22 protein-coding genes and 1 pseudogene are annotated in these 23,638 nt (G+C 63.1%); 10 read left to right on the top strand and 13 right to left on the bottom strand.

Annotation, left to right across the window (positions count from 1 at the left end; genetic code table 11):
- Positions 1-43: 43 nt before the first annotated feature.
- A complete protein-coding gene (locus tag PVA39_RS13615; protein WP_274124503.1) occupies positions 44-1,225 on the bottom strand; it encodes an ABC transporter substrate-binding protein in 1,182 nt (393 codons plus the stop codon).
- 187 nt (positions 1,226-1,412) lie between these two features.
- Between PVA39_RS13615 and PVA39_RS13610 the strand changes: the two genes are divergently transcribed.
- Positions 1,413-1,811: a nuclear transport factor 2 family protein gene (locus tag PVA39_RS13610; RefSeq protein ID WP_147177107.1), complete on the top strand. Its 399-nt coding sequence runs from the start codon at positions 1,413-1,415 to the stop codon at positions 1,809-1,811.
- A 32-nt stretch (positions 1,812-1,843) separates the two neighbouring features.
- Here PVA39_RS13610 and PVA39_RS13605 read toward each other — a convergent pair whose 3' ends face one another.
- Together PVA39_RS13605 and PVA39_RS13600 are read right to left on the bottom strand one after the other, a co-directional pair.
- The gene (locus PVA39_RS13605) at positions 1,844-2,359 is read right to left on the bottom strand and encodes an O-acetyl-ADP-ribose deacetylase (RefSeq protein WP_274124502.1); all 516 of its coding nucleotides are present in this window, start codon (positions 2,357-2,359) and stop codon (positions 1,844-1,846) included.
- A gap of 14 nt (positions 2,360-2,373) precedes the next feature.
- Complete coding sequence (locus tag PVA39_RS13600) at positions 2,374-2,799, bottom strand: hypothetical protein (protein WP_274124501.1); 426 nt, start codon at positions 2,797-2,799, stop codon at positions 2,374-2,376.
- Between the two features lie 92 nt (positions 2,800-2,891).
- On the opposite strand from PVA39_RS13600, the gene pdxY reads away from it, so the two are divergent.
- Positions 2,892-3,770, top strand: a complete 879-nt coding sequence (pdxY, locus tag PVA39_RS13595) for a pyridoxal kinase PdxY (protein WP_274124500.1) — start codon at positions 2,892-2,894, stop codon at positions 3,768-3,770.
- On the top strand, positions 3,767-4,168 hold the full coding sequence (locus PVA39_RS13590; RefSeq protein ID WP_274124499.1) for a hypothetical protein: 402 nt from the start codon (positions 3,767-3,769) through the stop codon (positions 4,166-4,168). Before pdxY ends, PVA39_RS13590 begins: the two co-directional genes overlap by 4 nt.
- A gap of 13 nt (positions 4,169-4,181) precedes the next feature.
- Here the strand turns inward: PVA39_RS13590 and PVA39_RS13585 are convergent, their stop codons facing one another.
- Positions 4,182-4,436: a hypothetical protein gene (locus PVA39_RS13585; RefSeq protein WP_274124498.1), complete on the bottom strand. Its 255-nt coding sequence runs from the start codon at positions 4,434-4,436 to the stop codon at positions 4,182-4,184.
- Positions 4,437-4,489: 53 nt separating this feature from the next.
- Positions 4,490-4,900, bottom strand: a complete 411-nt coding sequence (locus tag PVA39_RS13580; protein ID WP_274124497.1) for a hypothetical protein — start codon at positions 4,898-4,900, stop codon at positions 4,490-4,492.
- A gap of 263 nt (positions 4,901-5,163) precedes the next feature.
- On the opposite strand from PVA39_RS13580, the gene PVA39_RS13575 reads away from it, so the two are divergent.
- The 6 genes from PVA39_RS13575 to rbsD are packed head-to-tail and all read left to right on the top strand — an operon-like array spanning position 5,164 to position 11,021.
- Positions 5,164-6,120, top strand: coding sequence for a sugar ABC transporter substrate-binding protein (locus PVA39_RS13575; protein WP_274124496.1), 957 nt, complete (start codon positions 5,164-5,166; stop codon positions 6,118-6,120).
- Positions 6,120-7,685, top strand: coding sequence for a sugar ABC transporter ATP-binding protein (locus PVA39_RS13570; protein WP_274124989.1), 1,566 nt, complete (start codon positions 6,120-6,122; stop codon positions 7,683-7,685). Before PVA39_RS13575 ends, PVA39_RS13570 begins: the two co-directional genes overlap by 1 nt.
- On the top strand, positions 7,682-8,662 hold the full coding sequence (locus tag PVA39_RS13565) for an ABC transporter permease (protein WP_274124495.1): 981 nt from the start codon (positions 7,682-7,684) through the stop codon (positions 8,660-8,662). The genes PVA39_RS13570 and PVA39_RS13565 overlap by 4 nt, the downstream gene beginning before the upstream one ends.
- 6 nt (positions 8,663-8,668) lie before the next feature.
- Positions 8,669-9,667, top strand: coding sequence for a LacI family DNA-binding transcriptional regulator (locus PVA39_RS13560; protein ID WP_147177116.1), 999 nt, complete (start codon positions 8,669-8,671; stop codon positions 9,665-9,667).
- Positions 9,668-9,711: 44 nt separating this feature from the next.
- A complete protein-coding gene (gene rbsK / locus PVA39_RS13555) occupies positions 9,712-10,620 on the top strand; it encodes a ribokinase (RefSeq protein ID WP_274124494.1) in 909 nt (302 codons plus the stop codon).
- Entirely contained in the window at positions 10,617-11,021 is a 405-nt protein-coding gene (gene rbsD / locus PVA39_RS13550; protein WP_274124493.1) for a D-ribose pyranase, read from the top strand. Before rbsK ends, rbsD begins: the two co-directional genes overlap by 4 nt.
- Positions 11,022-11,228: 207 nt before the next feature.
- On the opposite strand, the pseudogene hhe reads toward rbsD, so the two are convergent.
- From hhe to PVA39_RS13510, 8 genes and pseudogenes are all read right to left on the bottom strand, one after another.
- A pseudogene (gene hhe, locus PVA39_RS13540) lies at positions 11,229-16,241 on the bottom strand (DUF4011 domain-containing anti-phage protein Hhe); the annotation flags it as partial.
- Positions 16,242-16,253: 12 nt separating this feature from the next.
- The gene (locus PVA39_RS23300) at positions 16,254-16,958 is read right to left on the bottom strand and encodes a DUF4011 domain-containing protein (protein ID WP_337993286.1); all 705 of its coding nucleotides are present in this window, start codon (positions 16,956-16,958) and stop codon (positions 16,254-16,256) included.
- Between the two features lie 431 nt (positions 16,959-17,389).
- A complete protein-coding gene (locus tag PVA39_RS13535) occupies positions 17,390-18,043 on the bottom strand; it encodes an HAD family hydrolase (protein ID WP_274124492.1) in 654 nt (217 codons plus the stop codon).
- Complete coding sequence (locus tag PVA39_RS13530; RefSeq protein ID WP_274124491.1) at positions 18,043-19,029, bottom strand: ABC transporter ATP-binding protein; 987 nt, start codon at positions 19,027-19,029, stop codon at positions 18,043-18,045. Before PVA39_RS13530 ends, PVA39_RS13535 begins: the two co-directional genes overlap by 1 nt.
- Positions 19,026-19,823, bottom strand: a complete 798-nt coding sequence (locus PVA39_RS13525; protein WP_274124490.1) for an ABC transporter permease — start codon at positions 19,821-19,823, stop codon at positions 19,026-19,028. The genes PVA39_RS13530 and PVA39_RS13525 overlap by 4 nt, the downstream gene beginning before the upstream one ends.
- Positions 19,810-20,658 carry an ABC transporter permease gene (locus PVA39_RS13520; RefSeq protein WP_274124489.1) on the bottom strand — a complete coding sequence of 283 codons (849 nt, stop codon included), beginning with the start codon at positions 20,656-20,658 and terminating at the stop codon, positions 19,810-19,812. The genes PVA39_RS13525 and PVA39_RS13520 overlap by 14 nt, the downstream gene beginning before the upstream one ends.
- On the bottom strand, positions 20,655-21,461 hold the full coding sequence (locus tag PVA39_RS13515; RefSeq protein WP_274124488.1) for an alkaline phosphatase family protein: 807 nt from the start codon (positions 21,459-21,461) through the stop codon (positions 20,655-20,657). Before PVA39_RS13515 ends, PVA39_RS13520 begins: the two co-directional genes overlap by 4 nt.
- Before the next feature lie 106 nt (positions 21,462-21,567).
- Positions 21,568-22,626, bottom strand: a complete 1,059-nt coding sequence (locus PVA39_RS13510; RefSeq protein ID WP_274124487.1) for an ABC transporter substrate-binding protein — start codon at positions 22,624-22,626, stop codon at positions 21,568-21,570.
- A gap of 294 nt (positions 22,627-22,920) precedes the next feature.
- Here PVA39_RS13510 and PVA39_RS13505 point away from each other — a divergent pair, with 294 nt between their 5' ends.
- Positions 22,921-23,637 carry a UTRA domain-containing protein gene (locus PVA39_RS13505; protein ID WP_274124486.1) on the top strand — a complete coding sequence of 239 codons (717 nt, stop codon included), beginning with the start codon at positions 22,921-22,923 and terminating at the stop codon, positions 23,635-23,637.
- Position 23,638 lies beyond the last annotated feature (1 nt).

Here is a 23,638-nt window from a genome sequence, read left to right as displayed (position 1 = left end):
ATAATCCTCCGGGCAGGCCGCCAGGGCCCGCCCGTTCACGGCTTCAGGGGGCGAGTGGAACGATGCGGCCGTCGACGAAATGGGTGAAGACGTAGTCGTCCGGGCCCAGGGCGTCGTGCTTGGTCGGGGTGAAGGGCTGGGCGTAGTCCTTGATCAGGCCCTGGTAGCTGTCGATTGCATAGAAACCATCGCGAACCTTGCTGCCCTGGGTGTCGCCGGCCTTTTCGATGGCCGCGGCGGCCAGGTGCATGGCGTCGTAGGCATTGGCGATCCCTACTGCCGGGGTCACGTCGGCCAGGCTCTTGATCTCCGGGAAGCGCTGTTTGAGGGCCGCCAGCACGCTGTCACCCCTGGCGCTGTTGTTCTCGGTGAACACGTAGGTCTGGATGAAGTGCACGCGGCTGGCGTTGGGGCCGGCCAGCTCGCTGAAGCGGCCGCCTGCCGGGCCCCAGTGGGAAACCACCGGTACGTCCCAGCCCATGCGATCGAGGGACTTGACCACCTGGGCCGAAGGGCCGACGTTGCCGACCATCAGCAGGGTGTCGGTGCCGGCATTCTTCAGGCGGGTCAGTTGCGGCACCACGTCGAGGTCGCTGTCTTCGATGCGCTCGATGCCGGCGTAATCCATGCCGCGTTTGGCCAGGGCATCCTTGAAACCGATTTCGTTGGATTCGCCCCAGGGATTGTTGATCAGGATCATCCCTGGCTTCTTCATGCCTTTCTTCACGCCGTACTCGACCAGTGCTTCGTCGACCAGCTCATCCACCGCCGAGACGCGGAATACGTAATTGTCCTTCGCACCGTTCTCGGTGATCTTGGTGCCAGCAGCCCAGATGCCCATGAACGGCACCTTCAGTTGATTGGCCAATGGCACGATGGCCAGGGAAACCGGGGTGTCGAGGCCACCGAACAGCACGGCGACCTTTTCCCGCTGCGCCAGTTCGCGGGCGGCCAGCATGCCCTTGGCCGGGTTGCTTTCATCGTCGCGACGAATCAATTGCACCGGTCGGCCGAGGATGCCGCCCTTGGCGTTGATTTCATCTATCGCCACCGTCAAGCCGCGGGTCAGCGCCTCGCCGGATTTCGCCGACTGCCCGGACAGGGCGGCCACCAAGCCGACCTTGATCGGCTCCTCGGCGAGCAGCGGAGCGCTCAGCGCCATGGCAAGGCTGGCGGCCGCCGCGCAAGGCAGCAGTCGGCGTAGTGGGGGTAACAGTTTGCGCATGACCTTTCTCCTGATTGCTAGCATTTGTATATAATTTGCTAGCAAGCCTGGTGCCATAACGCGCAGACTGGTGCTGCCGGGGTTGTCCCACACAGATCAGGGCAGATATGCACGAATAGCGTGCATGTCGCACCACATCCAGGCACGAGAGGTGTCTCGGCCAATCAATGAAGCAGGAGAGCAATTCATGAGCGAGATGAATGAAGCGGTGCAGATTGTTAGCGATTTTCTAGCTGCTTCCATGGCGCCGGACCCGGTCAAGGCCGCCACCTACATGAGTGATGACGTGCGCATCACCTTCACTGGCGGGCGGCACATGCCCACGCCCCAGGACATCACGGCCTTCAACGGCTCGCGTTACGCCTGGGTGAAAAAGGCCCTCGGTCAGTTCGACTGGACCGAGCGTGACGACCACACCGTCGTCTATTCGAACGGCACGCTGTATGGCGAGTGGCCGGATGGCAGCAGTTTTTCCGGTAACCGCTATCTGGATCGTTTCGAAGTGCGCAACGGCAAGATCACTCGGATGGACGTCTGGAACGACAGTGCCGAGTGGCTGCTGGCTCCCGAGATCGCCAGGGCCTGACCGTACCGTTGGCTGATGCCTGTCCGGCTGAGTCAGTGTGGTTCGGCTAATGCCTTCTGGTAGATCGCCAAGTCATTAGCCGAAAAACAGCAGAACAGCACCTCGTCGACGCCGGGATGCCGCGCCAGTTCGGCCCGTACCGTGCTCACCGCGGTACGAGCTGCCTGCTCGATCGGATAGCCGAAGATACCGGTGCTGATGCTTGGAAAAGCGATGGAATGGGCGGCCACCTCGGCCGCCAGGCGCAGGGCGTTGCGGTAGCAGGCGATCAGCAGCGCCTCTTCGCCTTGCTCGCCGCCACGCCAGACGGGCCCCACGGTGTGCACGATGAAGCGCGCTGGCAATCGGTAGCCGCCGGTGCGTTTGGCCTCGCCGGTCTTGCAGCCGCCGAGCAGGCGACATTCGTGTAGCAGGTCGCTGCCGGCGGCACGATGGATGGCGCCATCCACGCCGCCGCCACCGAGCAGTGACGAGTTGGCGGCATTGACGATGGCATCGACCTCGAGCGTGGTGATATCCGCCTGGATGGCGCGTATTCGTGCGGTCATTGGCGTGACGTTCTCTACTTGTCGACAGTGACGGCCATGAACCATTTGGGCTGCATACGCCAGAAGTCGGTGCGCACGTTATGCTTCAGGGCGCGCTTGGAGTCCAGCACACGAGCTTGCCCGGCGTCGCGGGCGAACACCACCCAGTGCCAGAACGGCTGGCCGTTTTCCAGGCGCCAGCGGATGGCCAGCAATGCGCGATCAGGCAAACGCTCCCAGCCTGAAAACGGTGCTGGTGCCTGGGCCTCGAGGCCTTGGGCGTGCAACAGTCGGGTCACGTATTCGGTGTCCGACCACAGCGCCTGGTCTTCGGCGTAAATGCCGAGCCCGTTGGCGATACGACGGCTTTCTTCATAACCGACCCCGGCCAGCGCCGCACAGGCAGCGATGCCGCAACCCGAGGGCTGTTCCTGAATGACCGGGTCGATGGGGTAGGGCATTGGGCACTCCGTTTGCCATGGAATCTCAGGGGGGATTGGCGAATAATGCCGCCACTGGCCTTGCGCCGTCCATGACAGGATCCCGCCCGCCCATGAGCGCTACCCACCCACCTCTGGTGCTATCCATCCAGTCCCACGTCGCACTTGGTCACGTCGGCAACGACGCCGCCGTGTTCCCGCTGCAGCGCCTGGGCTTCGAAGTGTTGCCGGTGCACACGGTGCAGTTTTCCAACCACACCGGTTACGGCCAGTTTCGCGGCCAGGTGTTCGATGCCGAGCACATTCGCGAGGTGCTCGCCGGCCTGCGTGATCGCGGTGCGTTGTCGCGGGTTTCGGCGGTGCTGTCCGGTTACCTGGGCGATGCGGCCATCGGCGCGGTGATTCTCGAGGCGGTGGACGAGATCCGCCGCGACAATCCCGGCGTGCGCTACCTGTGCGATCCGGTGATGGGCGATGTCGGGCGGGGCGTGTTCGTCAATGCGGCGATCCCCGATTTCCTGCGTAACCTGGCGATTCCCTGCGCCAACATCATCACCCCCAACCAGTTCGAGTTCGAGCTGCTCACCGGCAGCAAGCTGGGCAGCGTCGACGAAGCGGTGCGCGTGGCGCGTCAGTTGCGCGGCCGCGGGCCGGACGTGGTGGTGATCACCAGCCTGGCCACGCCGGACATTCCCGCGGACCAGCTGTGCACCCTGGCGGTCAATGGCGAGGGCGCCTGGCTGGTAAACACGCCGCGCCTGGCGCTGCATCCTTTGCCCAATGGCATGGGCGACGTGTTCTCGGCGACCCTGCTGGCGCGTTTGCTGTCCGGCCATGCCTTGCCCCATGCGCTGGAGCTGGCTACCGCTACGCTGTACGCCCTGGTAGAGGCCACCGCTGAAGGTTCGCGCGACCTGCCGCTGGTCAGCGCCCAGGAGCAGATTGTCCAGCCGGCGCAGCGCTACCAGGCTAATGAAGTGGTGAGCCCGTGAATAAAAAGTTGTGGTGCGCAGCGGCGCTGCTCTCGGTCAGCCTGCAGAGCCTGGCCTGCGAGGTGGATACCGGCGCCGCGTTTCGCGATGAAGTGCATGGCAATTTCGTGATCCCGGTGCGGGTCAAGCCCGGCGAGCGCTGTGTGGTGCTCGACCAGCTCAGCGAGGAGGGGCGCAAGACGCGCAGCGAGCTCTGGACGCCGGTGGAAAAAATCGGCAACAGCACGCCGAAGCTGGGGCGCTGGAAGCGTGAGTATCAGGTCGACGGCGATGTGGCCAAGGTGGATCGCTACATCTACCTGGCCGGTGACACGCCCGGGGAGGATTCGGTCAGCTTCTCCTCCTTCCCCGATCAGCAGGAACGGCGGGCCGTCGAATACCGCATCCGTATCGAGTGACCGCCGCCTTGGCTCAGCACTTGTAAGGGCTTTCGCTCTTCAGTTCTTCGCCGCTTTTGGCATCGCGGATGATGACAGTGGCATCCGGATACGCCGAACACAGGGCATTGCGCGCGCTATAGATGCCACTGCCCTCGGCGACCATGCTGACGTTCTGTGCAAGCGGCTGGCCGTTGGCATCCTGCAGCGTGAGCTGATAGGTGCCGGACAGCGTCATGCAGCCGCCGAGCAGGGCGCCGGCGCTTAACAGGGCGATCAGGTTCTTCATGATGTTCCTCCTTGAGGCGGGCGCTGTCGGACTGGCCGGCGGCGCCCGCTTTATTAATGACCAACGCGGTGCTCGGTGAATCGGTAGTCGGCCTGGCAATCGGCGGTCGGGTCGGCCTTGGTGCTGACGTACTCGACAGTGTCGGCATCGACGAAGCGGTAGTCGTACACCTCGGTGGTTTTCAGGCCGTCGGTGGTCAGGTGGTTCTTGCCGTTGCTGGCCGTCCAGGTGCCGCGCTCGGTCTGGATCAGGCGAGTTCTGTCCTCGTCGGCGAAGAAGCTGATCTCGAATCGGCCGTCAGGGCGAAAGCTGGAGTTCCAGGCGAAGAACTGGCAAGGGCCGTTCTTGTCGCGCATGCCTTGCCATTCGCCAAGTAGACGTTGGTCCAGCGCTTGGGGGGAATGGCTGGCGCAGCCAGCGAGGAGGGCAGCGAGGCTCGCGCCCAGGAGGAGAGGCTTGAACATGGTGACAGTCCTTGGTCAGGTTGCTTCCGGCGCGCGGGGCGCCCACTTTTGCCGCCGCAGCGGCCGCTGTGATTGACGGGTGTGGACGGGAAAAGTTCGTCGCGGTGCTCAGAATCCTGATAACGCTCACATTCTTCAGGACGTGCTGATCCAGCGACAGCGGCCGTTCGGAAAATTTGACAATTGCTCGGGCGTTAAATAATTTTATCCATGCGCAAACGTTTGCGTGCCCGTAAAAACGACAATAACCACGGAGTTCGCCCATGTCCGGTTTTCGTCCTGCCCGTCTCTGCGCCGCCATCGCCCTTGGCGCCGCTGCCCTTGTCAGTTTCTCCAGTGCCCATGCCGCCGAAGGTGATACGCCTCGCGTTGCGCTGGTGATGAAATCCCTGGCCAACGAGTTCTTCCGCACCATGGAAGACGGCGCCAAGGCCTACCAGAAAGAACATCCTGACCAGTTCGAACTGGTCGCCAACGGCATCAAGGATGAAACCGATACCTCCGCGCAGATCCGCATCGTCGAGCAGATGATCGTCGCCAAGGTCGATGCCCTGGTGATCGCGCCCGCCGATTCCAAAGCGCTGGTGCCGGTGATCAAGAAGGCCAGCGATGCCGGCATCAAGGTGGTCAACATCGACAACCGCCTCGACCCGGAAGTGGTCAAGAGCAAGGGCCTGGACGTGCCCTTCGTAGGCCCGGATAACCGCAAGGGCGCGCGCCTGGTCGGTGAATACCTGGCCAAGGAAAAGCTCAAGGCCGGTGACGAAGTCGGCATCATCGAAGGCGTGTCCACCACCACCAACGCCCAGCAGCGCACCGCAGGCTTCAAGGACGCCATGGAAGCGGCCGGCATGAAGATCGTCGGCGTGCAGTCCGGCAACTGGGAGATCGACCGCGGCAACGCCGTGGCCTCGGCCATGCTCAACGAGTACCCGAACCTCAAGGCGCTGCTGGCCGGCAACGACAGCATGGCTCTCGGCGCGGTGTCCGCCGTGCGTGCCGCTGGCAAGAAGGATCAGGTGCAGGTGGTCGGTTACGACAACATTAACGCCATCAAGCCGATGCTCAAGGACGGTCGCGTACTCGCCACCGCCGACCAGTTCGCGGCTCGCCAGGCGGTGTTCGGTATCGAAGCGGCGCTCAAGCTGGTCAAGGGTGAGCCTACCGGTGCCAAAGACGGCGTGATCGAAACCCCCGTCGAACTCGTGACCAAGCCGTGATCCATGCGGTAACCGGCGGCGAGACCGTTCTCGCCGCTCGCGATATCGGCAAAACCTACGTCCAGCCCGTGCTGGGCGGGGTCGAGCTGGAGCTGCGCGCCGGTGAAGTGCTGGCGCTGACCGGCGAGAACGGCGCCGGCAAAAGTACCCTTTCGAAGATTTTCTGTGGGCTGGAGCAACCGACCACGGGCTCTCTGAGCTTCCTCGGCCAGCCCTATGCACCGGCCAGCCGCCGCGAGGCCGAGCGCCTTGGCGTGCGCATGGTCCTGCAGGAACTCAACCTGCTGCCGACGCTGACCGTGGCCGAGAACCTGTTTCTCGACAACCTGCCCAGCCGCGCTGGCTGGATTTCCCGTGGCCGCCTGCGCGAGATGGCGCGCGAGGCCATGGCGCGGGTCGGCCTGGAGGCCATCGACCCGGATACGCCGGTGGCCGCGCTGGGCGTTGGCCACCAGCAGATGGTCGAGATCGCCCGCAACCTGATCGGCGAGTGCCGCGTGCTGGTGCTCGACGAACCGACGGCCATGCTCACCGCCCGCGAGGTCGATCTGCTGTTCGAGCAGATCCAGCGCCTGCGCGACGCCGGTGTGGCCATCGTGTACATCTCCCATCGCCTCGAAGAGCTGGCCAAGGTGGCGCAGCGTGTGGCCGTGTTGCGTGACGGCCAGCTGGTGGCGGTGGAACCCATCGATCGCTACTCAAGCGACGAGCTGGTCACCCTGATGGTCGGCCGTGAGGTCGGCGAAGCCATCGACCTGGGCGAGCGAAAGATCGGCGCACCGTTGTTGCAAGTCAGCAACCTGTGCCGGCGCGGCAAGGTCGACGACGTGTCGTTCAGCGTGCGGGCCGGGGAGATCTACGGTATTTCCGGGCTGATCGGCGCAGGCCGCACCGAGCTGCTGCGGCTGATCTACGGCGCCGACCGCGCCGACAGTGGCGAGGTGGCTATCGGCAATCCGCCGGTGCCGGTGCAGGTGCGTTCGCCCGCCGAAGCGGTGCGTCATGGCATCGCGCTGATCACCGAAGACCGCAAGGGCGAAGGCCTGCTGCTCGGCCAGCCTATTGCCGCCAACCTGGCGCTGGGCAATATGCCCGCGGTATCCAAGCACGGCGTGATGCGCCCGGCGGCGGAGCAGGCCCTGGCGCAGCGACAGATCAACGCCATGCGCATTCGCTGCAATGGTGCCCACCAGGCGGTGGTCGAGCTGTCCGGCGGCAACCAGCAGAAGGTGGTGATCGGCCGCTGGCTGGAGCGCGACTGCCAGGTGCTGCTGTTCGACGAGCCGACCCGCGGCATCGACGTTGGCGCCAAATTCGAAATCTACGGCCTGCTCGGTGAGCTGGCGCGCCAGGGCAAGGCCCTGGTGGTGGTATCCAGCGACCTGCGCGAACTGATGCTGATCTGTGATCGCATCGGCGTGCTGTCCGCTGGCCGCCTGATCGAAACCTTCGACCGCGATGACTGGACCCAGGACCGTCTGCTGGCCGCCGCCTTCGCCGGCTACCGCAGCCGCGAGGCCTTGCTCGGCGACGTCGCCCCCCCGTTACAGGAGCTTTCCCAATGACCACTCCATCCGCCACGCCGACCAAGCGCAGCGGCACCCATCAGGGCCTGGGCACCTACCTGGGCCTGGCTGGCGCGCTGCTGGCGATGATCGTGCTGTTCTCCAGCCTGAGCAGCCATTTCCTGTCCTACGCGACCTTCACCACCCTGGCCAACCAGATTCCCGATCTGATGGTGCTGGCGGTGGGCATGACGCTTATCCTGATCATCGGCGGCATCGACCTGTCGGTGGGCTCGGTGCTGGCCCTGGCTGCCGCCGTGGTCAGCGTCGCCACCCTTGGTTTCGGCTGGGGCATTCTGCCCGCCGCGCTGCTGGGCATGGCGTGCGCGGCGCTGGCTGGCAGCGTGACAGGGATCATCACCGTGGCCTGGGGCATTCCGTCGTTCATCGTCTCCCTCGGCGTGCTGGAGATGGCCCGCGGCCTGGCTTATCAGCTCACCGACTCGCGCACCGCCTATATCGGCGACGCCTATGCCTGGCTGTCGACACCGTTCGCCGCCGGCATTTCGCCGTCGTTCGTGATCGCCCTGCTGGTGATCCTCGCCGCCCACCTGCTGCTGACCCGCACCGTGTTCGGCCGTTACCTAGTGGCCATCGGCACCAACGAGGAAGCGGTGCGCCTGGCCGGCATCAACCCCAAGCCTTACAAGATTTCCGTGTTCGCCCTGATGGGCCTGCTCGCCGGCCTGGCGGCGCTGTTCCAGATTTCCCGTCTGGAAGCGGCTGACCCGAACGCCGGTTCCGGCCTGGAGCTGCAGGTGATCGCCGCGGTGGTCATCGGCGGCACCAGCCTGATGGGCGGCCGTGGCTCGGTGATCAGCACTTTCTTCGGCGTGCTGATCATCTCCGTGCTGGCCGCGGGCCTGGCGCAGATCGGTGCCACCGAACCGACCAAACGCATCATCACCGGTGCGGTGATCGTCATCGCGGTGATTCTCGACACCTACCGCAGCTACCGCGCCAAGCGTCGGGGCTAAGCCGCCGTGGCTACCATCAAGGACGTCGCCGCCCGCGCGGGCATTTCCTACACCACAGTGTCCCACGTGGTGAATGGAACCCGTCCGGTCAGCGATCAGGTGCGCAGCAAGGTGGAAGCGGCCATCGCCGAGCTGGGTTACGTGCCCAGCGGCGTGGCCCGTTCACTGCGGGTGCGCGCCACCGGTACGCTCGGGCTGCTGCTGCCCAATGCCAGCAACCCGTACTTCGCCGAGTTGGCCCGCGGCATCGAGGATCACGCCGAGCGCAACGGCTATAGCGTGATCCTGTGCAACTCCGACGATGACATCGACAAGCAGCTGCGCTACCTGCGCGTGTTGCTGGAGCGGCGCATCGACGGCCTGATCGTCGCCACCGTGGCCAGCGACGCCGCCTTCGCCCAGGCCCTGGCGGCCCTGCGGGTGCCGCTGGTGCTGGTCGACCGTTCGCTGGAAGGCGTCAGCGCCGACCAGCTGCGCATCGACCACGAGCAGGGCGCTTATTTGGCCACCCGTCATCTGCTGGAGCTGGGTCACCGGCGCATCGTCTGCATTGGCGGCCCGGCCAGCACCCAGGTGGTGCAGCTGCGCGCCGGCGGTTATCGCCGCGCCCTGGACGAGGCGGGCATCGAGGCCCAGGCGGTGGTGGACTGCGCGTTTACCAGCCCGGCTGGTCACGCCGCCGCCCAGGTGCTGCTGGCAGGCGAGCAGCGGCCCACGGCGATCTTCGCCGGCAACGACATGATCGCTCTGGGCGTGCTGCGCGCTGCCGCCGAACGCGGCCTGCAGGTGCCCCAGCAACTGTCGGTGGTGGGCTTCGACGACATCGAAGTGAGCCGCTACCTGCACCCGGCGCTGACCACCGTCGGCCAGCGCATCGGCCAGCTCGGCGAGCAGGCGGCCGAGCGCTTGCTGGCGCGCATCCGTAAACCTGGCCTTGCGGCCGAACAACGGTTGATCGAGCCGACCCTGATGCTGCGTGAATCCACCGCGGCCATCGGCGGCTGAATATTTTCCAGCTGGGCGCAGGCGCCCGAGAGGAGCAGGTACAGATGCAAGGCAAAGTGGTGGTGGTCGGCAGTTTGAACATGGACCTGATCGTGCGTGCGCCACGCCTGCCGCGCGGCGGCGAAACCCTCACCGGGCATGATTTCTCCACCGCCGCCGGCGGCAAGGGCGCCAACCAGGCGGTGGCCGCGGCGCGCCTCGGCGCCCAGGTGGCGATGATCGGCTGTGTGGGCGCTGATGCCTATGGCGCACGGCTGCGTACCGGGCTGATCAGCGAAGGCATCGATTGCTCGGCGGTCAGCGAAATCGACGGCGTGCCCACCGGCATTGCCTCGATCCTGGTGGACGACGCCGGCCAGAACGCCATCGTCATCGTTGCCGGCGGCAATGGTGCGCTGACCCCCGAACACCTGAGCGCACAGGCGCAACTGCTGGCCGACGCTCAGGTACTGATCGTGCAACTGGAGGTGCCGGACGCCACCGTTGAGGCCGCCATGAAGCTGGGCCGCGAGGCCGGCTGCATCGTGATTCTCAACCCGGCGCCCGTGGCCGGGCCACTGCCGGCCCACTGGTACGACCTGGCCGATTACCTGATTCCCAACGAGAGCGAGGCAGCCGCGCTGACTGGCTCGCCGGTAAGCTCACCGCAATCGGCGCTGCCGGCGGCGCGCAGCCTGCTGCAGGCTGGCGCCCGCCGCGTACTGATCACCCTCGGCGCCCAGGGCGTGCTGTACGCCGATGCCGAGCGCCATGCCCACTTCGCCGTGGCGCCGGTTGCCGCTGTGGACACCACCGCGGCCGGCGACACCTTCGTCGGCGGCTTCGCCGCGGCCCTGGCCGCCGGCCAGCCGCTGGAAGCCGCCATCGCCCTGGGGCAGCAGGCCGCCGCCCTGGCCGTCACCCGGCCGGGTGCACAACCTTCGATCCCTTATCGTCACGAGTTGCCCGTATGAAAAAGACCCCGCTGCTAAACGCCGAACTCTCCGCCGCCATCGCCCGGCTCGGCCACGGCGACGTGATCGTCATCGGCGACGCCGGCATGCCGATCCCGCCCGGCACCCCGTGCATCGACCTGGCACTGACCGCCGGCGTACCGGACTTCGTCACCACCCTGAAGGTGGTACTCAGCGAGATGCAGGTGCAGGGCCATCTGCTAGCCCGGGAAACCCTGGAAGTTGCGCCCCTGGCGCTCGAGGCCATCGAAGCGCTGACCGCAGCCGGGGAGTTGGGCGAACGGCAACTGGTCAGCCACGAGGAACTCAAGGCCGCCTGCCGCACCGCGCGGGTGCAGATTCGTACGGGTGAGTGCCGGCCGTACAGCAATATTGCTTTGATCGCTGGGGTGACTTTCTAAGAAGCTGTTCAGGATCTTCTTGAACGCACCACGTGGCGCTTCAAGGCGATTCAGCCGCTGACACGTGCAGCTATTGGCCAGAAACGGCCAACCAACCCGATGACTTTCGCCCGCAAAGCACCCTTTGACCGTTAGCAATAGGTCGCCATCACGCCTATTGGACACGTGTAGCTGATCTGTTCGTCGATACTGTGTTGCTGGAATGCCTTATGCGTAGTCACCGATCAGAGAAAGCACGTCGTCGATGAACTGCCCCTCGGCGGGGTCGGTTCCCTCACGCAGGTAGCCCGGTAGCCGCTGCTGGAACTCGCTGCGGTCGGCCGGCTTGAACTCCAGCAAAGCTTCGAGCATGGCTGGGCGTAGTAGGCGGCGGTTGTCCGGTATGTTGGGTAAGGCGGGGCGAATGATTTGCTGATCCAGGTAGTGCAGTTTCTCGCGCAGACTTGTGCCGCCCTCCTGGGAGATGCGCTCGGCGTGCTGGCTCTGCTCTTCGGCGACTTGCTGGATGATCTGCTCTTCGGCTTGTTCTGACTCTACCTCAATGGCCGGCTCAGTGCGCATGGCGGCGAGTTCCTGGAGGATAGGTTCGAGTTGCAGCTTGGCATTGCGGAACCAATCCACTGACCAGATGCGGCGAATACGCCAGCCGAGTTGTTCCAGCACGCTCTGGCGCAGGCGGTCGCGGTCGCGGGCCGACTTGGCCGAGTGGTAGGCCGCGCCATCGCACTCGATGCCCATTAGATAGCGGCCAGGCTGGCCGGGATCGCGCACAGCTAGATCGATGAAGAAGCCGGCAACGCCCACTTGCGGCTCGCACTGATAGCCATGGTGCTCCAAGGCTTCGATGACTGCGACCTCGAAATCGCTGTCTGAGGCTCTGCCGGTCTCACGGATATGCGGCATAAGGCCTGATTCGGCGAACTGTAGGAAGTCACGCAGCGCCAGTACGCCGCGGCTGGATGTGCCTGTCGCAACCACGTCGCTGGCAGTGAAGGAGGCGAATACCTGCATGCGTTTCTTGGAGCGGGTATACAGAACGTTTAGGCGACGCCAGCCGTCAGAGCCGTTGATGGGGCCAAAGCGCTGGGGCACGCTGCCGCCGATCTCCATCGGGCCATAGGTGGTGGAGATGTAGATGACGTCGCGCTCATCACCCTGGACGTTCTCCAGGTTCTTGATGAAGAGAGGCTCGTCGCTTTCTTCGTTACGATTAAAGGCTTCCTGCAGCGCCGGATTCTGCTTCGCGAGTTGCTCCAGAGCACGGTCGATCTGTTCGGCTTGCTTGACGTTCATGGCGACGACGCCGAGCGACTCTTCAGGGCGGTGCAGCAGATGGTGTTCGATGGCCTTGGCGACGATATCGGCCTCTTCAACATTGCGTTGCTCGACGAAGCGGCCTCGAGCCACACGTACAAATTTCACGCCGAACTCGTTCGATTCGCGGTGAGGTGATGGATAGACCACCAGGTTGCTGTCGTAGAAGGCCTTGTTGGAGAAAGCGATCAGGCTTTCGTGGCGCGAACGGTAGTGCCAACGCAGACGGCGCAACTTAAACAGTGGCATGGCCGCTTCGAGGATACTTTCCGAGTCCTGTGCCAGAGAGAGCTCTTCGCTTTCTTCGTCATTATCACCGCCTTGGCGGGAGAAGAAACTGGTGGGCGGCAGCTGTTTGGGGTCGCCGACGACAACCAGCTGGCTGCCGCGGGAGATGGCGCCCAAGGCTTCTTCCGGCCGCATCTGCGAGGCTTCGTCCATGACGATGATGTCGAAGTGGACTTTGCCGGCCGGTAGGTACTGAGCAACGGCAATGGGTGACATCATAAAGCAGGGCTTCAGCCCTTGAAGGGCCTCAGGTGCACGCAGCATGAGCGAGCGAATGGATTCGTGGCGGGTTTTCTTACCGGCCTCGTGCTTGAGCAGGGCGAGCTGAGTGCGATCCTTCACCTTGCCGGAGTTGTTGCCTTGAGGAACCTTGTGTTGGTCGATTTTTGCTGCCAACTGCTCGCGTTGCAGTTTGGTAAGCTGGTTATCTATTTCGGCAAAGCGAGCTCGGATGGCCTCCTGATCCTTGCCTGAGAACTGTCCCAGTGCTGGGTTGTTTTCTAGTATCTGTTTGGCCCAGAGATCAATTAGGCCCAGTAGGCAGGCATCTTTGGTTCTATCCGCCGCGAGTGTTTGGTTCTCGGTGGCGAATATCACCGCCTCGAAGCCCAAGTCAGCAAGTCGCTTGCGCAAGCGACGGTATTCCAACCAGTGTTCGAGCAACTCTTCGTTCTGCGCTGCCCATTGCAGGCGTTGTTTGAGGGCTGTGATGTCATCTTGATCGATGCGCTTCCACCAATGCGCCGGCTCTACTTCAGCTTTTTCGATAAAGCCCTTTAAGGCTTGCTCCCAGGCCCGCAGAGTCTCCACCAGTTGCTGACCTAGGGTGTTCCAGTCACTAACCAGCTGTTCGGCCTGCTTGGTATTGCAGGCTGCAAGTTGAGGCACCAGAAGGTGGCGTATCGACAGCGCCATGATCGGGCGAACGAAGGACACGGTGTGGCGCCAGGCGATCAGGTGGCCACGCGCCTCGGCCAGGTTATCGAAGCGGGGCAGCTCTTTTCCTGCTAAGCACGCGAGCAGCTCGGCATTGTTCTGCAGGGCTGCGGCGCGCTCCTGCCAGCTCTCAACTGCTTGTGCGAGTGCCAGTACGCGGCCAGTAGTTGGGGCCTGCTCGCTAATCAGCGGTAGTAGCGCATCGAGTGCGCTGCCCAGTTCCTTGATGAGCCGCATATACAGGCCCTGGGGAGCCAATAAGTCTTCTGACTTAAGTTGGTGGCCATCCAAGAGGAGCGTGTTTTCCAGCTCACTGCGATGGGACAGTACGTCCGTGAGGTACTCTTTCAACTCTCTGGCATCGCCCAGCAAGTGCTCCAGCACCTGGGAGCTTTCTTTAAGCAAATACTCTGCAATCCAGACGCTGCCACCGAAGCCGCGCCCACACTTGTCCCTCAGTGTGCGGTACCAATTGCGTAGGGCAATCAGCTCGGCAGTTTTGGTTCCTTCATCTCTGAAGTGCTCGCCGAGCGCCTCGCGGAAGGTGGGCTCGGCCGCCAGGCGGTTTTGCTGGCGCTTGTAGGCTATGCCGTCTGGCAGCGCCTGAAGAGCCGCCTTCAGTTTGATACCTGGTCGTACCATGGAAAGAACTTCGGCCTTGGCTGCTCGCCAGCCACTTTTGAACCAGCGGAACAATGAGCTGTCAGCGAGCACGCGCTGCAGGTCTTCAAGCCGTGTGTGATTGGTTAGGCGGTCAAGGGTGAAGACGCTGGCGGATCGTGATTCGAGCTGTTTGATGTCGGCTAAAAGCTCACTGAGCTCGGGAAGTACTCTGTCCAGCGAAGCATCTTCGAAACGTTTGTGGCGCCACTTCGCCAGGGCAATAGGCATCTGTAGCAAGAGCTCAAGCAACAGACCCATCTGCTCGATTCCCAGCTTGTCAGTTTTGAGAGACTGGGCGGCTGGTGCTTTCGCGATGGTTTGAATCAGCAGTTGAGCTTTGGGGGCTTCATCAATGAGCTCTTGGGCTTCTTGGATCAGCTCCAGAAGGTCATCCAGTTTCAGACCGTTACTGTCGTTGTGCTGCCGTATCTGTGCACAGGATTTCTTGATTGTTTCTAAGGCTTGAGGAGATCCGATGACGCTAGGGTGCAAGGCCTGGTTCAGGGTGACTTGTTGCTCCATCAGCTGGTCCATGCCTTCTAGCCAGGCCTGGAGCGCCTCACAGCTGGAGGCATCGAGCCGGCTGATTAAGTCCCAATCTTCGTCGCCTTTGGGCATTGGGATGGTCGCGAGGGCGCTTGCCAACTGCTGGGTGGCTTTGGGGGAGAGCGAGGAAACCTCAGCTGCTTTAAGGCTGGTCGAGGCCGTGGTTCGCGCCGCGCCTAGCTCATCAAGTGCTGTTATTGCGTGTTTCAGCTGGAGCAGGAGGTCGGATCGCTCTAGCCCGCTTATTTGCGTCTTGGTGCAGCCAAACCATGGGTGAGTTTCAAGTTGGCCGCTCTGGCCTGCTTCCTCAACCGTTTTGGTGTAGATGTGAGTAAAGTAACCTGCCTGCTCATGAACTTGGTTTCTATCCAGGTTGGCTGTGCTAGCAGGGTGGAAGTCGGCAGGGCGGATGGCCAGGCTTTCACGCAAACGTGTGGCTTGCATCAGAACCTGGTGAGCAGTCAGCCCGGTATTGGAATGGAGAGTGTGGAGCTGTCGGACATGATCGTTGAGTTGCTGCTTCAGTCGCTCGTAATTGTTGATCAAGTCGTTCAGCTGAGCAGGCTGGCGGTAGCTGCCTCGGTTACTGATGCGCTGCCCAATGCTTGCGGCCACCGCGCTCTTCTGACTTTTGTGGCTGTGTAATTCCAGGCAGAACTCTCCCAGCCCTGCGCGCGTTAGCCGGTTTTTAACAACCTCTAACGCAGCGCGTTTTTCTGCTACGAAGAGCACTTTTTTGCCCTGTGCCATGGCCGCGGAGATCATGTTGGTGATGGTCTGCGATTTACCTGTGCCGGGTGGCCCCTCGATCACCAGGTCTTCGCCGCGCATCACATCGACCAGTGCACTGTGTTGTGAGCTGTCCGCGTCATCAATCAGGGGGTAGTTCTGGTGTACATCTTGGAGCTCGTCGATGGCGTGCTCGCTGCTGAACCCATCGGCAGTAGACTCGGGGCGTTCGCTATCTGCTAGGCCAATCAGCCTCTTTACCAGGCTGCTCTGGAGTAGCACCTGATTTTTGCCAGGCTCAAGATCCAGATACATCATCAACTTGCCGAACTCGAACAAGCCCAAGGAGGCAAAGCGGTGCAGCTTCCAGTCAGGTTTCACTTCGAGAACGGTCTCTCGTACACGAGCGAAATACTCTTCGGGCAGCAAATCTTCAGTGATGCGTGGCAGTGCAATGCCGAAGTCGCGGCGTAGTTTTTCCCGTAGCGAGAGATTAGTGAGGATGTCTTCGCCGGTATACAGAACCTCGTAGTCGAAGGTTGCTGTTTTAAGGTTGAGCTTCCCTTTCTCCAGGCGGACGGGTAGCAACATGAGTGGGGCGAGGCGCGTGCTGTTCTTCCCGACTATCGACTCATCCCACTCAAGGAAGCCGAGTGCCAGATAGAGGATGTTGGCGCCAGTTTCATCGAGCGATAGACGTGACTGCGCATGCAGTATCTGCAGGCGTGACTCCAGCTCGGTGGGGTAGTAGAGGGTTTAAATGGCATCGTCAGCATGTTTGTCGCCGGGAGACTCTGATCCCGTTGGAAGCTCGTAGCTGGTTTCTATGCCCAGGAGCTGCGCCCAAGTCTCCGCCGTTGGTGGCTTCTTTAGCTCACTAACGCTGCCGGTTTGCTCGTCGTACTTGAGGTAGCCCTGCTCAATCAACTGGCGTTCTGTCGGCTCGGGAACCGGCGCGAAACGCATCGCTTGGTCAGCCGTCAGCGTTTCAAATAGATGGTCGGGAAGCTCGTCGATAATTCGCGCGAAACGCTTGGAGCGAGCGTGCGAGAAATTCAGAAGCCTGTTTCTCGCACTTAGGTCTAAAAGGCGGCTGCGCAGCTTTTCCAGGCTTTCCGGGCTGTCGCTTACCGGCTCATCTAGATCCTCCCAGTTGTATTGCTCATCGATGGCTGTCTGTTGAGCGCTAGGTTTCCAGCTGCTGTCAAAACGGAATACTGAGCCCCCTCGACCGCTGCCTTTCTGCAGTTTGCCTCGTGCGATCAGTTCTTCCCGAATTGACCAATAGTCCTCGTCGGTAACGGCGAAGTCATGAAGTTCTGCTTTCTGTTCAAGCCGTTGCTTGAGGGTCTTGTTGCCTACTGCTGCTCCGTCTCCGGGTACCAGATCCAGTATCCAGTCCTGTACGAGCGTCCTTTCATTGACTGTCAAAGGCCGGCTGGCTGGAGATTGCGCCGTCATGTAATTCATCCATCGGGAAACGTAGAGGCAGATGCAGGCCGAGCTTGTCGAGTCAGGACAGGCGGGTGGGGCGGGGGCTTAGGAGGCGCCTGAGGCGCTACCGCACTTGCTGAAGCCGTCCCTGGTGTCATGCGGCAAAACTGTGACTGCGTTCGCGTTACAGTAGCGGGCTAGCTGGCTCTGGTAAAGCATGGTGGGTCGTAACATCGCAAAGCTGGAGATTCGTAGGTACTAAGATGATCAGTTGCCTTGGAGTAGGAACTGAATGCTCGCTCTTAGCGAACGGTGAACGGAGCTTTTGTGGAGAGGCCGAGCGGCGATCCGCTTTAGCCTCGATATTTGCCAGGTTAGGCGTAAGAGTCCGGGGCTAAAGCCCCTGCCATGATCGTGAACGGCCCGCTACCGCGACATTGCTGCTATCGACCTCTGCCTCAACTCCAACTCAAAATCGGCCAGCCTTCACGCTCGGCATGCTCGCGCAGCACCGGGTCGGGGTTAACTGCGTGGGGTTTGTCGACCCGCTGCAGCAGCGGCAGGTCGTTGCGCGAGTCGGAGTAGAAGTAGGCGCCTTCCAGCGTTTCGCCGTGTTCTTCCAGCCAAGCATGCAGGCGGGTGACCTTGCCTTCGCGGTAGGTCAGCACGCCCTCGGTCTTGCCGCTGTAGTGGCCGTATTCCTCGTGCAGATCGATGGCCAGCACTTCGTCGACCTTGAGGCGTTCGGCGATGGCGCTGACCAGAAAATGCGCCGAGGCGGAGATGATCAGGATGCGGTCGCCGGCCTCGCGGTGGGTGGCCAGGCAGCGGGTGGCATCGCTGTAGAAGATCGGTTCGATCACGTCCTCCACGAACGGCTCGACCACGAAGGCGACTTCCTCCGGCGTGCGGCCCACCAGCGGCGACAGGCTGAAGGTCATGTAGTCCTCCATGGCCAGCTTGCCTTCGGCGTACGCCGCCATCAGCTGATGATCCTTGGCGATAAAGCTCTCGCCGTCGACCCAGCCCAGCGTGGCCATGTGCTCGCTCCACAAGCTGGCGCAGTCGCCGTTGATCAGGGTTTCGTCGAGATCGAAAATTGCCAGGGCCATCAAGCTACCTCTCGCACGGCATTCGCCGCGATATCCAGTGAGATGGGGTGGCCGTTGGCGTGCAGGTCGTCGGCGCTGCGGTTGAGCACATCGACCAGCAGTTCCACGCCGCCGGCGTCCACCCGGTAGCGGATGATATTACCGAGCAGGGCGTGGCTGCGAATGACTGCGCTGATCGGGCCATGGCCGAGCACGATGGCTTCCGGACGAATCGCCACCTGGCCGTTCACCGGGCGGCCGAGCAGGCGGCTGGCGCTGGGCGCGTCGAGCAGGTTGTAGTTGCCGATAAAACCCGCGGCAAAGGCGTCGGCCGGCGCGGTGTAAAGGGTTTCCGCGTCGCCGCTCTGGACGATGCGCCCGGCGTTCATCAGGAAGATGCGGTCGCTCATCACCAGCGCCTCTTCCTGATCGTGGGTGACGAAAATCGTGGTCAGGCCGAGCTCCTGCTGGATGCTGCGGATCTGCTCGCGCAGGTGCTTGCGAATGCGCGCATCGAGGGCCGACAGCGGCTCGTCGAGCAGCAGCAGGCGCGGACGGGTGACCAGCGAGCGGGCCAGGGCGACGCGCTGGCACTGGCCACCGGACAGCTGGTGCGGATAGCGGCCGGCGAAATCGCCGAGTTCGACCATCGCCAGGGCTTCCTGTACGCGGGCGGCGGATTCTTCCTTGCCGACCTTCTGCATGCGCAGGCCGAAGGCGACGTTCTGCGCGGCGGTCATGTTGGGGAACAGCGCGTAGCTCTGGAACACCATGCCGATGCCGCGCTTTTGCGGCGACAGCGGCACCAGGTCTTCGCCGCCGAGCAGGATCTTGCCGCCGTTGACCTCGGTAAGGCCGGCGATGCAGCGCAGCAGGGTGGATTTGCCGCAGCCCGAAGGGCCGAGCAGGGTGACGAATTCGCCTCTCTCGATCTCGGCGTTGATGTCGCTGAAAATCGCGGTGCCGCCGTAGCTCTTGTGCAGGTTCTGGATGCTCAGGAAGCTCATGCCTTGTCCCTGTTCAGTCGATTGGCCGCCCAGGTGAACACCAGGACGAAAAAGAAGTAGGAGATCACCAGGGCGCTGTTGAAGTGGCCGCTGCTGTTCTTCATGTTGTTCAGATACACCTGCAGCGTCTCGTAGCGCGTGCCGACCAGCAGGTTGGCGAACACGAATTCGCCGAACAGGAAGCTGAACGACAGGAACAGCGACACCATCAGGCCCTTGCGCAGGTTGGGCAGTACCACCAGGAAGGCGGCCTTCCAGGTGCTGGCGCCGAGCAGGTGGGCGGCGTCCATCAGGTCGCGCAGGTTGATCGCCTGCAGGTTGTTGGTGATGGCCCGGTACATGAACGGCAGGGCGATGGTGAAGTAGCAGCCGATCAGGATCCACGGCGTGCCGACCATCGCCAGCGGCCCGGAGCCGTAGAGTTGCAGCAGGCCCACGGCGGACACCACCGGCGGCACGGCGAACGGCAGCAGGATCAGCACGTTCATTACCGCGTCGAGTTTCGGGAAGTGGTAATGAACCACGAACAGCAACGGCAGGATCAGCACCACCGACAAGGCCAGGGCGCCGAAACAGACCAGCAGCGACTGGCCGAAGGCCTGGAGAAAGCGCGGCTCGCCCCACAGCTCCAGGTACCACTTGAAGGTCAGGCCATCCGGCAGGATGGTCGCCGACCAGCTGGTGGCCAAGGAGTAGAGCAGGGTGCCGGCCAGCGGCAGCAGCAGAATCAGGAACAGCAGCCAGACCACCACGCGGTGGTAGAGGCTGGCAGCAGGAACATCAGCGCGGGACATGGTAGCTCCTCCTCAGCAGCAACTGATGAACGAGGGTGATCGCCGCCATCAGGCCGACCAGGATCATCGCCAGGGCGCTGGCCATGTTCGGGTCGAGGGAAATGTCCCCGGAAATCATCGCGGCGATGCGGATCGGCAGCACGTTGAAATTGCCGGTGGTCAGGTAATACACCGTGGCGTAGGCGCCCAGGGCATTGGCCAGCAGGATCACGAAGGTGCCGAGCAGCGCCGGGGTCAGCACCGGCAGGCCGATGTGTCGCCAGAAAGCCCACGTGCCGGCACCGAGCAGCGCGGCGGACTCGCGCCAGTCCTGGCGCAGGGCGTCGAAGGCCGGGTAGAGCAGCAGCACACCGAGGGGAATCTGGAAGTAGGTGTAGAGCACGATCAGGCCGTTCTTGGAATACAGGTTGAAGCTGTCGATCAGCCCCGCCTGGATCAGCAGCAGGGTCAGCGCGCCGTTGAAACCGAGTAGGATGATGAAGGCGAAGGCCAGGGGCACGCCGGCGAAGTTGCTGGTCATGTTGGAAAAGGCGATCACGAAGTCGCGCAGTTTCGAGTCCACCTGGCGCAGCGAGTAGCTGCCGACGATGGCGATGAGCATGCCGAACACGCTCGACCAGAAGGCGATCTGCAGGCTGTGTTTGACCGCCTGCATGTAGAACTTGGAGGCGAAGGCCTTCTCGAAATTGCCCAGCCCCCAGCCGTCCGGGGTGTTGAGGCTGTTGATCGCCACCCAGATCAGCGGCGCGACCTGAAAGGCGACGAAGAACAGCGCGAAGGGCAGCAGGCACAGCGCTGCCAGCCATTTGCCGCGGGGTTTGTGGGTGGCGGTCATCGCAGCAGCTCCCGGCACGAGGGTTTGTCATGGGCCACGCCGAGCAGCTCGCAGATCGTGCCGCATAGCTCCAGCTGCTTCGGCGCGGCGGCCTCGCTGAGGCTGAAGGCATCACCGAGCACGAACAGCGGCACTTCGCGCTCTTCGGGCAGCAGGCCATTGTGGGAGCGGTCGTCGTTCATGCCGTGGTCGGCGGTCACCAGCACCTGGTAACCGGCGTCTAGCCAGGTCTGCAGGTAGTTGGCCAGCAGAATGTCGGCGACGCGCGCGGCGTTGCGGTATTGGCTGCTGTTCAGGCCATGCTTGTGACCGGCGTCGTCGATATTCATCGGGTGCACCAGCAGGAAGTCCGGCGCATGGGCGAGGCGCAGGCTCTCGGCGTCGTCGAACAGGTGCGAGTCCGGGTAATGGTCGACGTAATAGAAGTGCCCGTGCTGGATCGGCAGCTCGGCATCATGGGTATGCCGGTCGCGGGCGGCCACGAAGGGCGCGCGGTTGTACAGCTCGCTGACCCAGTGGTAGGCGGCAGCCGCAGTGCTCAGCCCGGCAGCGCGGGCGTAGTGGAACACGCTGCGCTCGCTGCTCAGGCGCACCATGTTGTTGTGCACCACGCCGCTGTCGATGGGCGCGACGCCGGTAAGAATGCACTCGTAGAGCGGCCGTGACAGCGACGGCAGTTCGCACTCGAGCTTGTACAGCGCGGCCCGGCCTGCGGCGCGATAGGCCTGCAGGTGGCCGAGAGCATGCCGAGCGACCTCGTAATTGAGGCCGTCGAGCAGGACGAGGATGACCTTGGACGGCATGGGTGATCCTGGGTTGAGAGAGTCGTAGCCTGGGTTGAGCGCAGCGATACCCAGCGCAGGTTACCCGGGTGTCGCTGCGCTCAACCCGGGCTATAGGTTGCCTGGATCACTCCATATTGATGATCACGTTTTCCTGCCATTGCTGCGGCAGCGCCTTGGAAGTCGCTTCCCAGGCGGCGGCATCCTTGATCGGCTTGACCTTGGCGTACTGCTCGTTGGGCAGCAGCTTGGCCTGGACCTCGGCCGGCAGGGTCAGGTGCTCGGCACGGATCGGCCGGGCGTTGCCCTTGGCCAGGTTGATCTGCCCGGCGTCGCTGAAGATGTACTCGCGGGCCAGCTTGGCGGCGTTGGGGTTCTTGGCGTACTTGTTGATGATGGTGGTGTAGCCGGAGATCACCGAACCATCGGACGGGATCAGCACCTCGAAGCGGTTCGGGTCGATCTGGTCGCGGTAGGACAGGCCGTTGAAGTCCCAGACGATACCGACTTCCACTTCACCTTTTTCCAGGGTCTGGATGGTCGGGTTGGCCAGCGACAGGCGACCCTGCTCGGCGATCTCGGCGAAGAAGTCCAGGCCCGGCTGGATGTTCTTCTCGTCGCCGCCATTGGCGATGGCCGCGGCCAGCACGCCGTTGACCGCCTGGGCGGCAGCGCTGACGTCGCCGATGGCGACGCGGTACTTGCCGGTCTTGAGGTCGGCCCAGCTTTTCGGCACGTCCTTGACCAGCTGCTTGTTGACGATGAAGGCGATCGAGCCGGTGTAGGCCAGCGCCCAGTGGCCGTCCTTGTCCTTGGCCCACTCGGGTACCTGGTCCCAAGTGCTCGGCTTGTAGGGCTGGGTCACGCCCTGTGTCACGGCGATGGGGCCGAAGGCGGCGCCCACGTCACCGATGTCGGCGGTGGCGTTGTCTTTCTCGGCCGCGAACTTGGCGATTTCCTGGGCCGAGCTCATGTCGGTGTCCATGTGCTTGAGGCCGTACTTGTTGGTCAGGTCCTGCCAGGTGTCCTTCCAGTTGGCCCAACTGTCCGGCATGCCGACGCTGTTCACGGCGCCTTCTTTGCGTGCGGCCTGTTCCAGTGCAGTTAAATCCGTCTCGGCGGCCATGGCGTGGGAGGCCAGAGCGATGGCGCTGCCCATCAGCGATGCCAGTAGCAGTTGTTTCATTGGAAACTCCTTTGCGTTTGCGAGGTTGGTCTAGATCAGCAAGAGCCAAGCCAATGTAGGCGTTGCCAATGACAGTTTTGTGTCGGCAGGGCCGCCAGCCACTCATCGGCGTTGCGCCTAAAGAGCGTAGACCAGCCCAAGGCATTGAATTGCCTGGCATGGGCCCTGCTTGCAGCCTGGCTGTCATCTGCCGGTCATGCTGTTTGCCTAGCCTTGCCGGCGAGAGATGCGGCGCAGACAGGGCCGCAGCGTGCCCCGCGATGGGGCTGGTCTAGTCCAAAAGGAACCAGGTTGATGCGCGACGACACGCCGCGGGCCGTTACCACCATCTGCCGCGCGTTGCAGGAACAGATCGAACACGGCCTGCTGCCCGCCAGCGGCAAGCTGCCGGCCGAGCGCCGCCTGAGCGAGCTGTTCGACACCACCCGCATCACCCTGCGTGAGGCGCTCGGGCAGCTGGAGGCCCAGGGGCTGGTGTACCGCGAGGAGCGCCGCGGCTGGTTCGTGTCACCAGCGCGGGTGGCCTACAACCCGTTGGTGCGCACCCACTTTCATGCCATGGTCGCCGAGCAGGGCCGGGTGCCGGCCACCGAGGTGCTGAGCGCCCGGCTGATGCCGGCCAACGCGCAGATCTGCCAGGTGCTGGGCCTCTCGGGGCTGTCGAGCGTCTACCAGATCCGCCGTGCGCGGCGCATCGACGGGCGCCTGGTGCTGTACGTCGAGCATTATCTGACCCCCGAGTACTTTCCCGGCATTCTCGACTTCGACCTGACCTGCTCGCTGACCGAGCTGTACGCCAGCGAATACGACATACGCTACGGCCGTGTGCGCTTCGACATGGTGCCCACCGCCTTGCACGCCGACGCCGCGGCCGCGCTCAAGGTCGCCACCGGCAGCCCGGCACTGCGAATCACCCGGGTTAACCGCGACCAGCACGGCCGGTTGATCGACTGCGACTTGGAGTACTGGCGCCACGACGCCATCCACATCAGTGTGGAGGTGCCGGACTGAC

The organism is Pseudomonas sp. CNPSo 3701, from assembly GCF_028674975.1.
Lineage (GTDB): Bacteria > Pseudomonadota > Gammaproteobacteria > Pseudomonadales > Pseudomonadaceae > Aquipseudomonas > Aquipseudomonas straminea.
This window is presented reverse-complemented; position numbering and strand designations above follow the sequence as displayed.

Coding starts and splice junctions, on each gene's coding strand:
- PVA39_RS13615 (WP_274124503.1), bottom strand. CDS start 1,225: ATGCGCAAACTGTTACCCCCACTACGCCGACTGCTGCCTTGCGCGGCG.
- PVA39_RS13610 (WP_147177107.1), top strand. CDS start 1,413: ATGAGCGAGATGAATGAAGCGGTGCAGATTGTTAGCGATTTTCTAGCT.
- PVA39_RS13605 (WP_274124502.1), bottom strand. CDS start 2,359: ATGACCGCACGAATACGCGCCATCCAGGCGGATATCACCACGCTCGAG.
- PVA39_RS13600 (WP_274124501.1), bottom strand. CDS start 2,799: ATGCCCTACCCCATCGACCCGGTCATTCAGGAACAGCCCTCGGGTTGC.
- pdxY (WP_274124500.1), top strand. CDS start 2,892: ATGAGCGCTACCCACCCACCTCTGGTGCTATCCATCCAGTCCCACGTC.
- PVA39_RS13585 (WP_274124498.1), bottom strand. CDS start 4,436: ATGAAGAACCTGATCGCCCTGTTAAGCGCCGGCGCCCTGCTCGGCGGC.
- PVA39_RS13580 (WP_274124497.1), bottom strand. CDS start 4,900: ATGTTCAAGCCTCTCCTCCTGGGCGCGAGCCTCGCTGCCCTCCTCGCT.
- PVA39_RS13575 (WP_274124496.1), top strand. CDS start 5,164: ATGTCCGGTTTTCGTCCTGCCCGTCTCTGCGCCGCCATCGCCCTTGGC.
- PVA39_RS13565 (WP_274124495.1), top strand. CDS start 7,682: ATGACCACTCCATCCGCCACGCCGACCAAGCGCAGCGGCACCCATCAG.
- rbsK (WP_274124494.1), top strand. CDS start 9,712: ATGCAAGGCAAAGTGGTGGTGGTCGGCAGTTTGAACATGGACCTGATC.
- rbsD (WP_274124493.1), top strand. CDS start 10,617: ATGAAAAAGACCCCGCTGCTAAACGCCGAACTCTCCGCCGCCATCGCC.
- PVA39_RS23300 (WP_337993286.1), bottom strand. CDS start 16,958: ATGACGGCGCAATCTCCAGCCAGCCGGCCTTTGACAGTCAATGAAAGG.
- PVA39_RS13535 (WP_274124492.1), bottom strand. CDS start 18,043: ATGGCCCTGGCAATTTTCGATCTCGACGAAACCCTGATCAACGGCGAC.
- PVA39_RS13530 (WP_274124491.1), bottom strand. CDS start 19,029: ATGAGCTTCCTGAGCATCCAGAACCTGCACAAGAGCTACGGCGGCACC.
- PVA39_RS13525 (WP_274124490.1), bottom strand. CDS start 19,823: ATGTCCCGCGCTGATGTTCCTGCTGCCAGCCTCTACCACCGCGTGGTG.
- PVA39_RS13520 (WP_274124489.1), bottom strand. CDS start 20,658: ATGACCGCCACCCACAAACCCCGCGGCAAATGGCTGGCAGCGCTGTGC.
- PVA39_RS13515 (WP_274124488.1), bottom strand. CDS start 21,461: ATGCCGTCCAAGGTCATCCTCGTCCTGCTCGACGGCCTCAATTACGAG.
- PVA39_RS13510 (WP_274124487.1), bottom strand. CDS start 22,626: ATGAAACAACTGCTACTGGCATCGCTGATGGGCAGCGCCATCGCTCTG.
- PVA39_RS13505 (WP_274124486.1), top strand. CDS start 22,921: ATGCGCGACGACACGCCGCGGGCCGTTACCACCATCTGCCGCGCGTTG.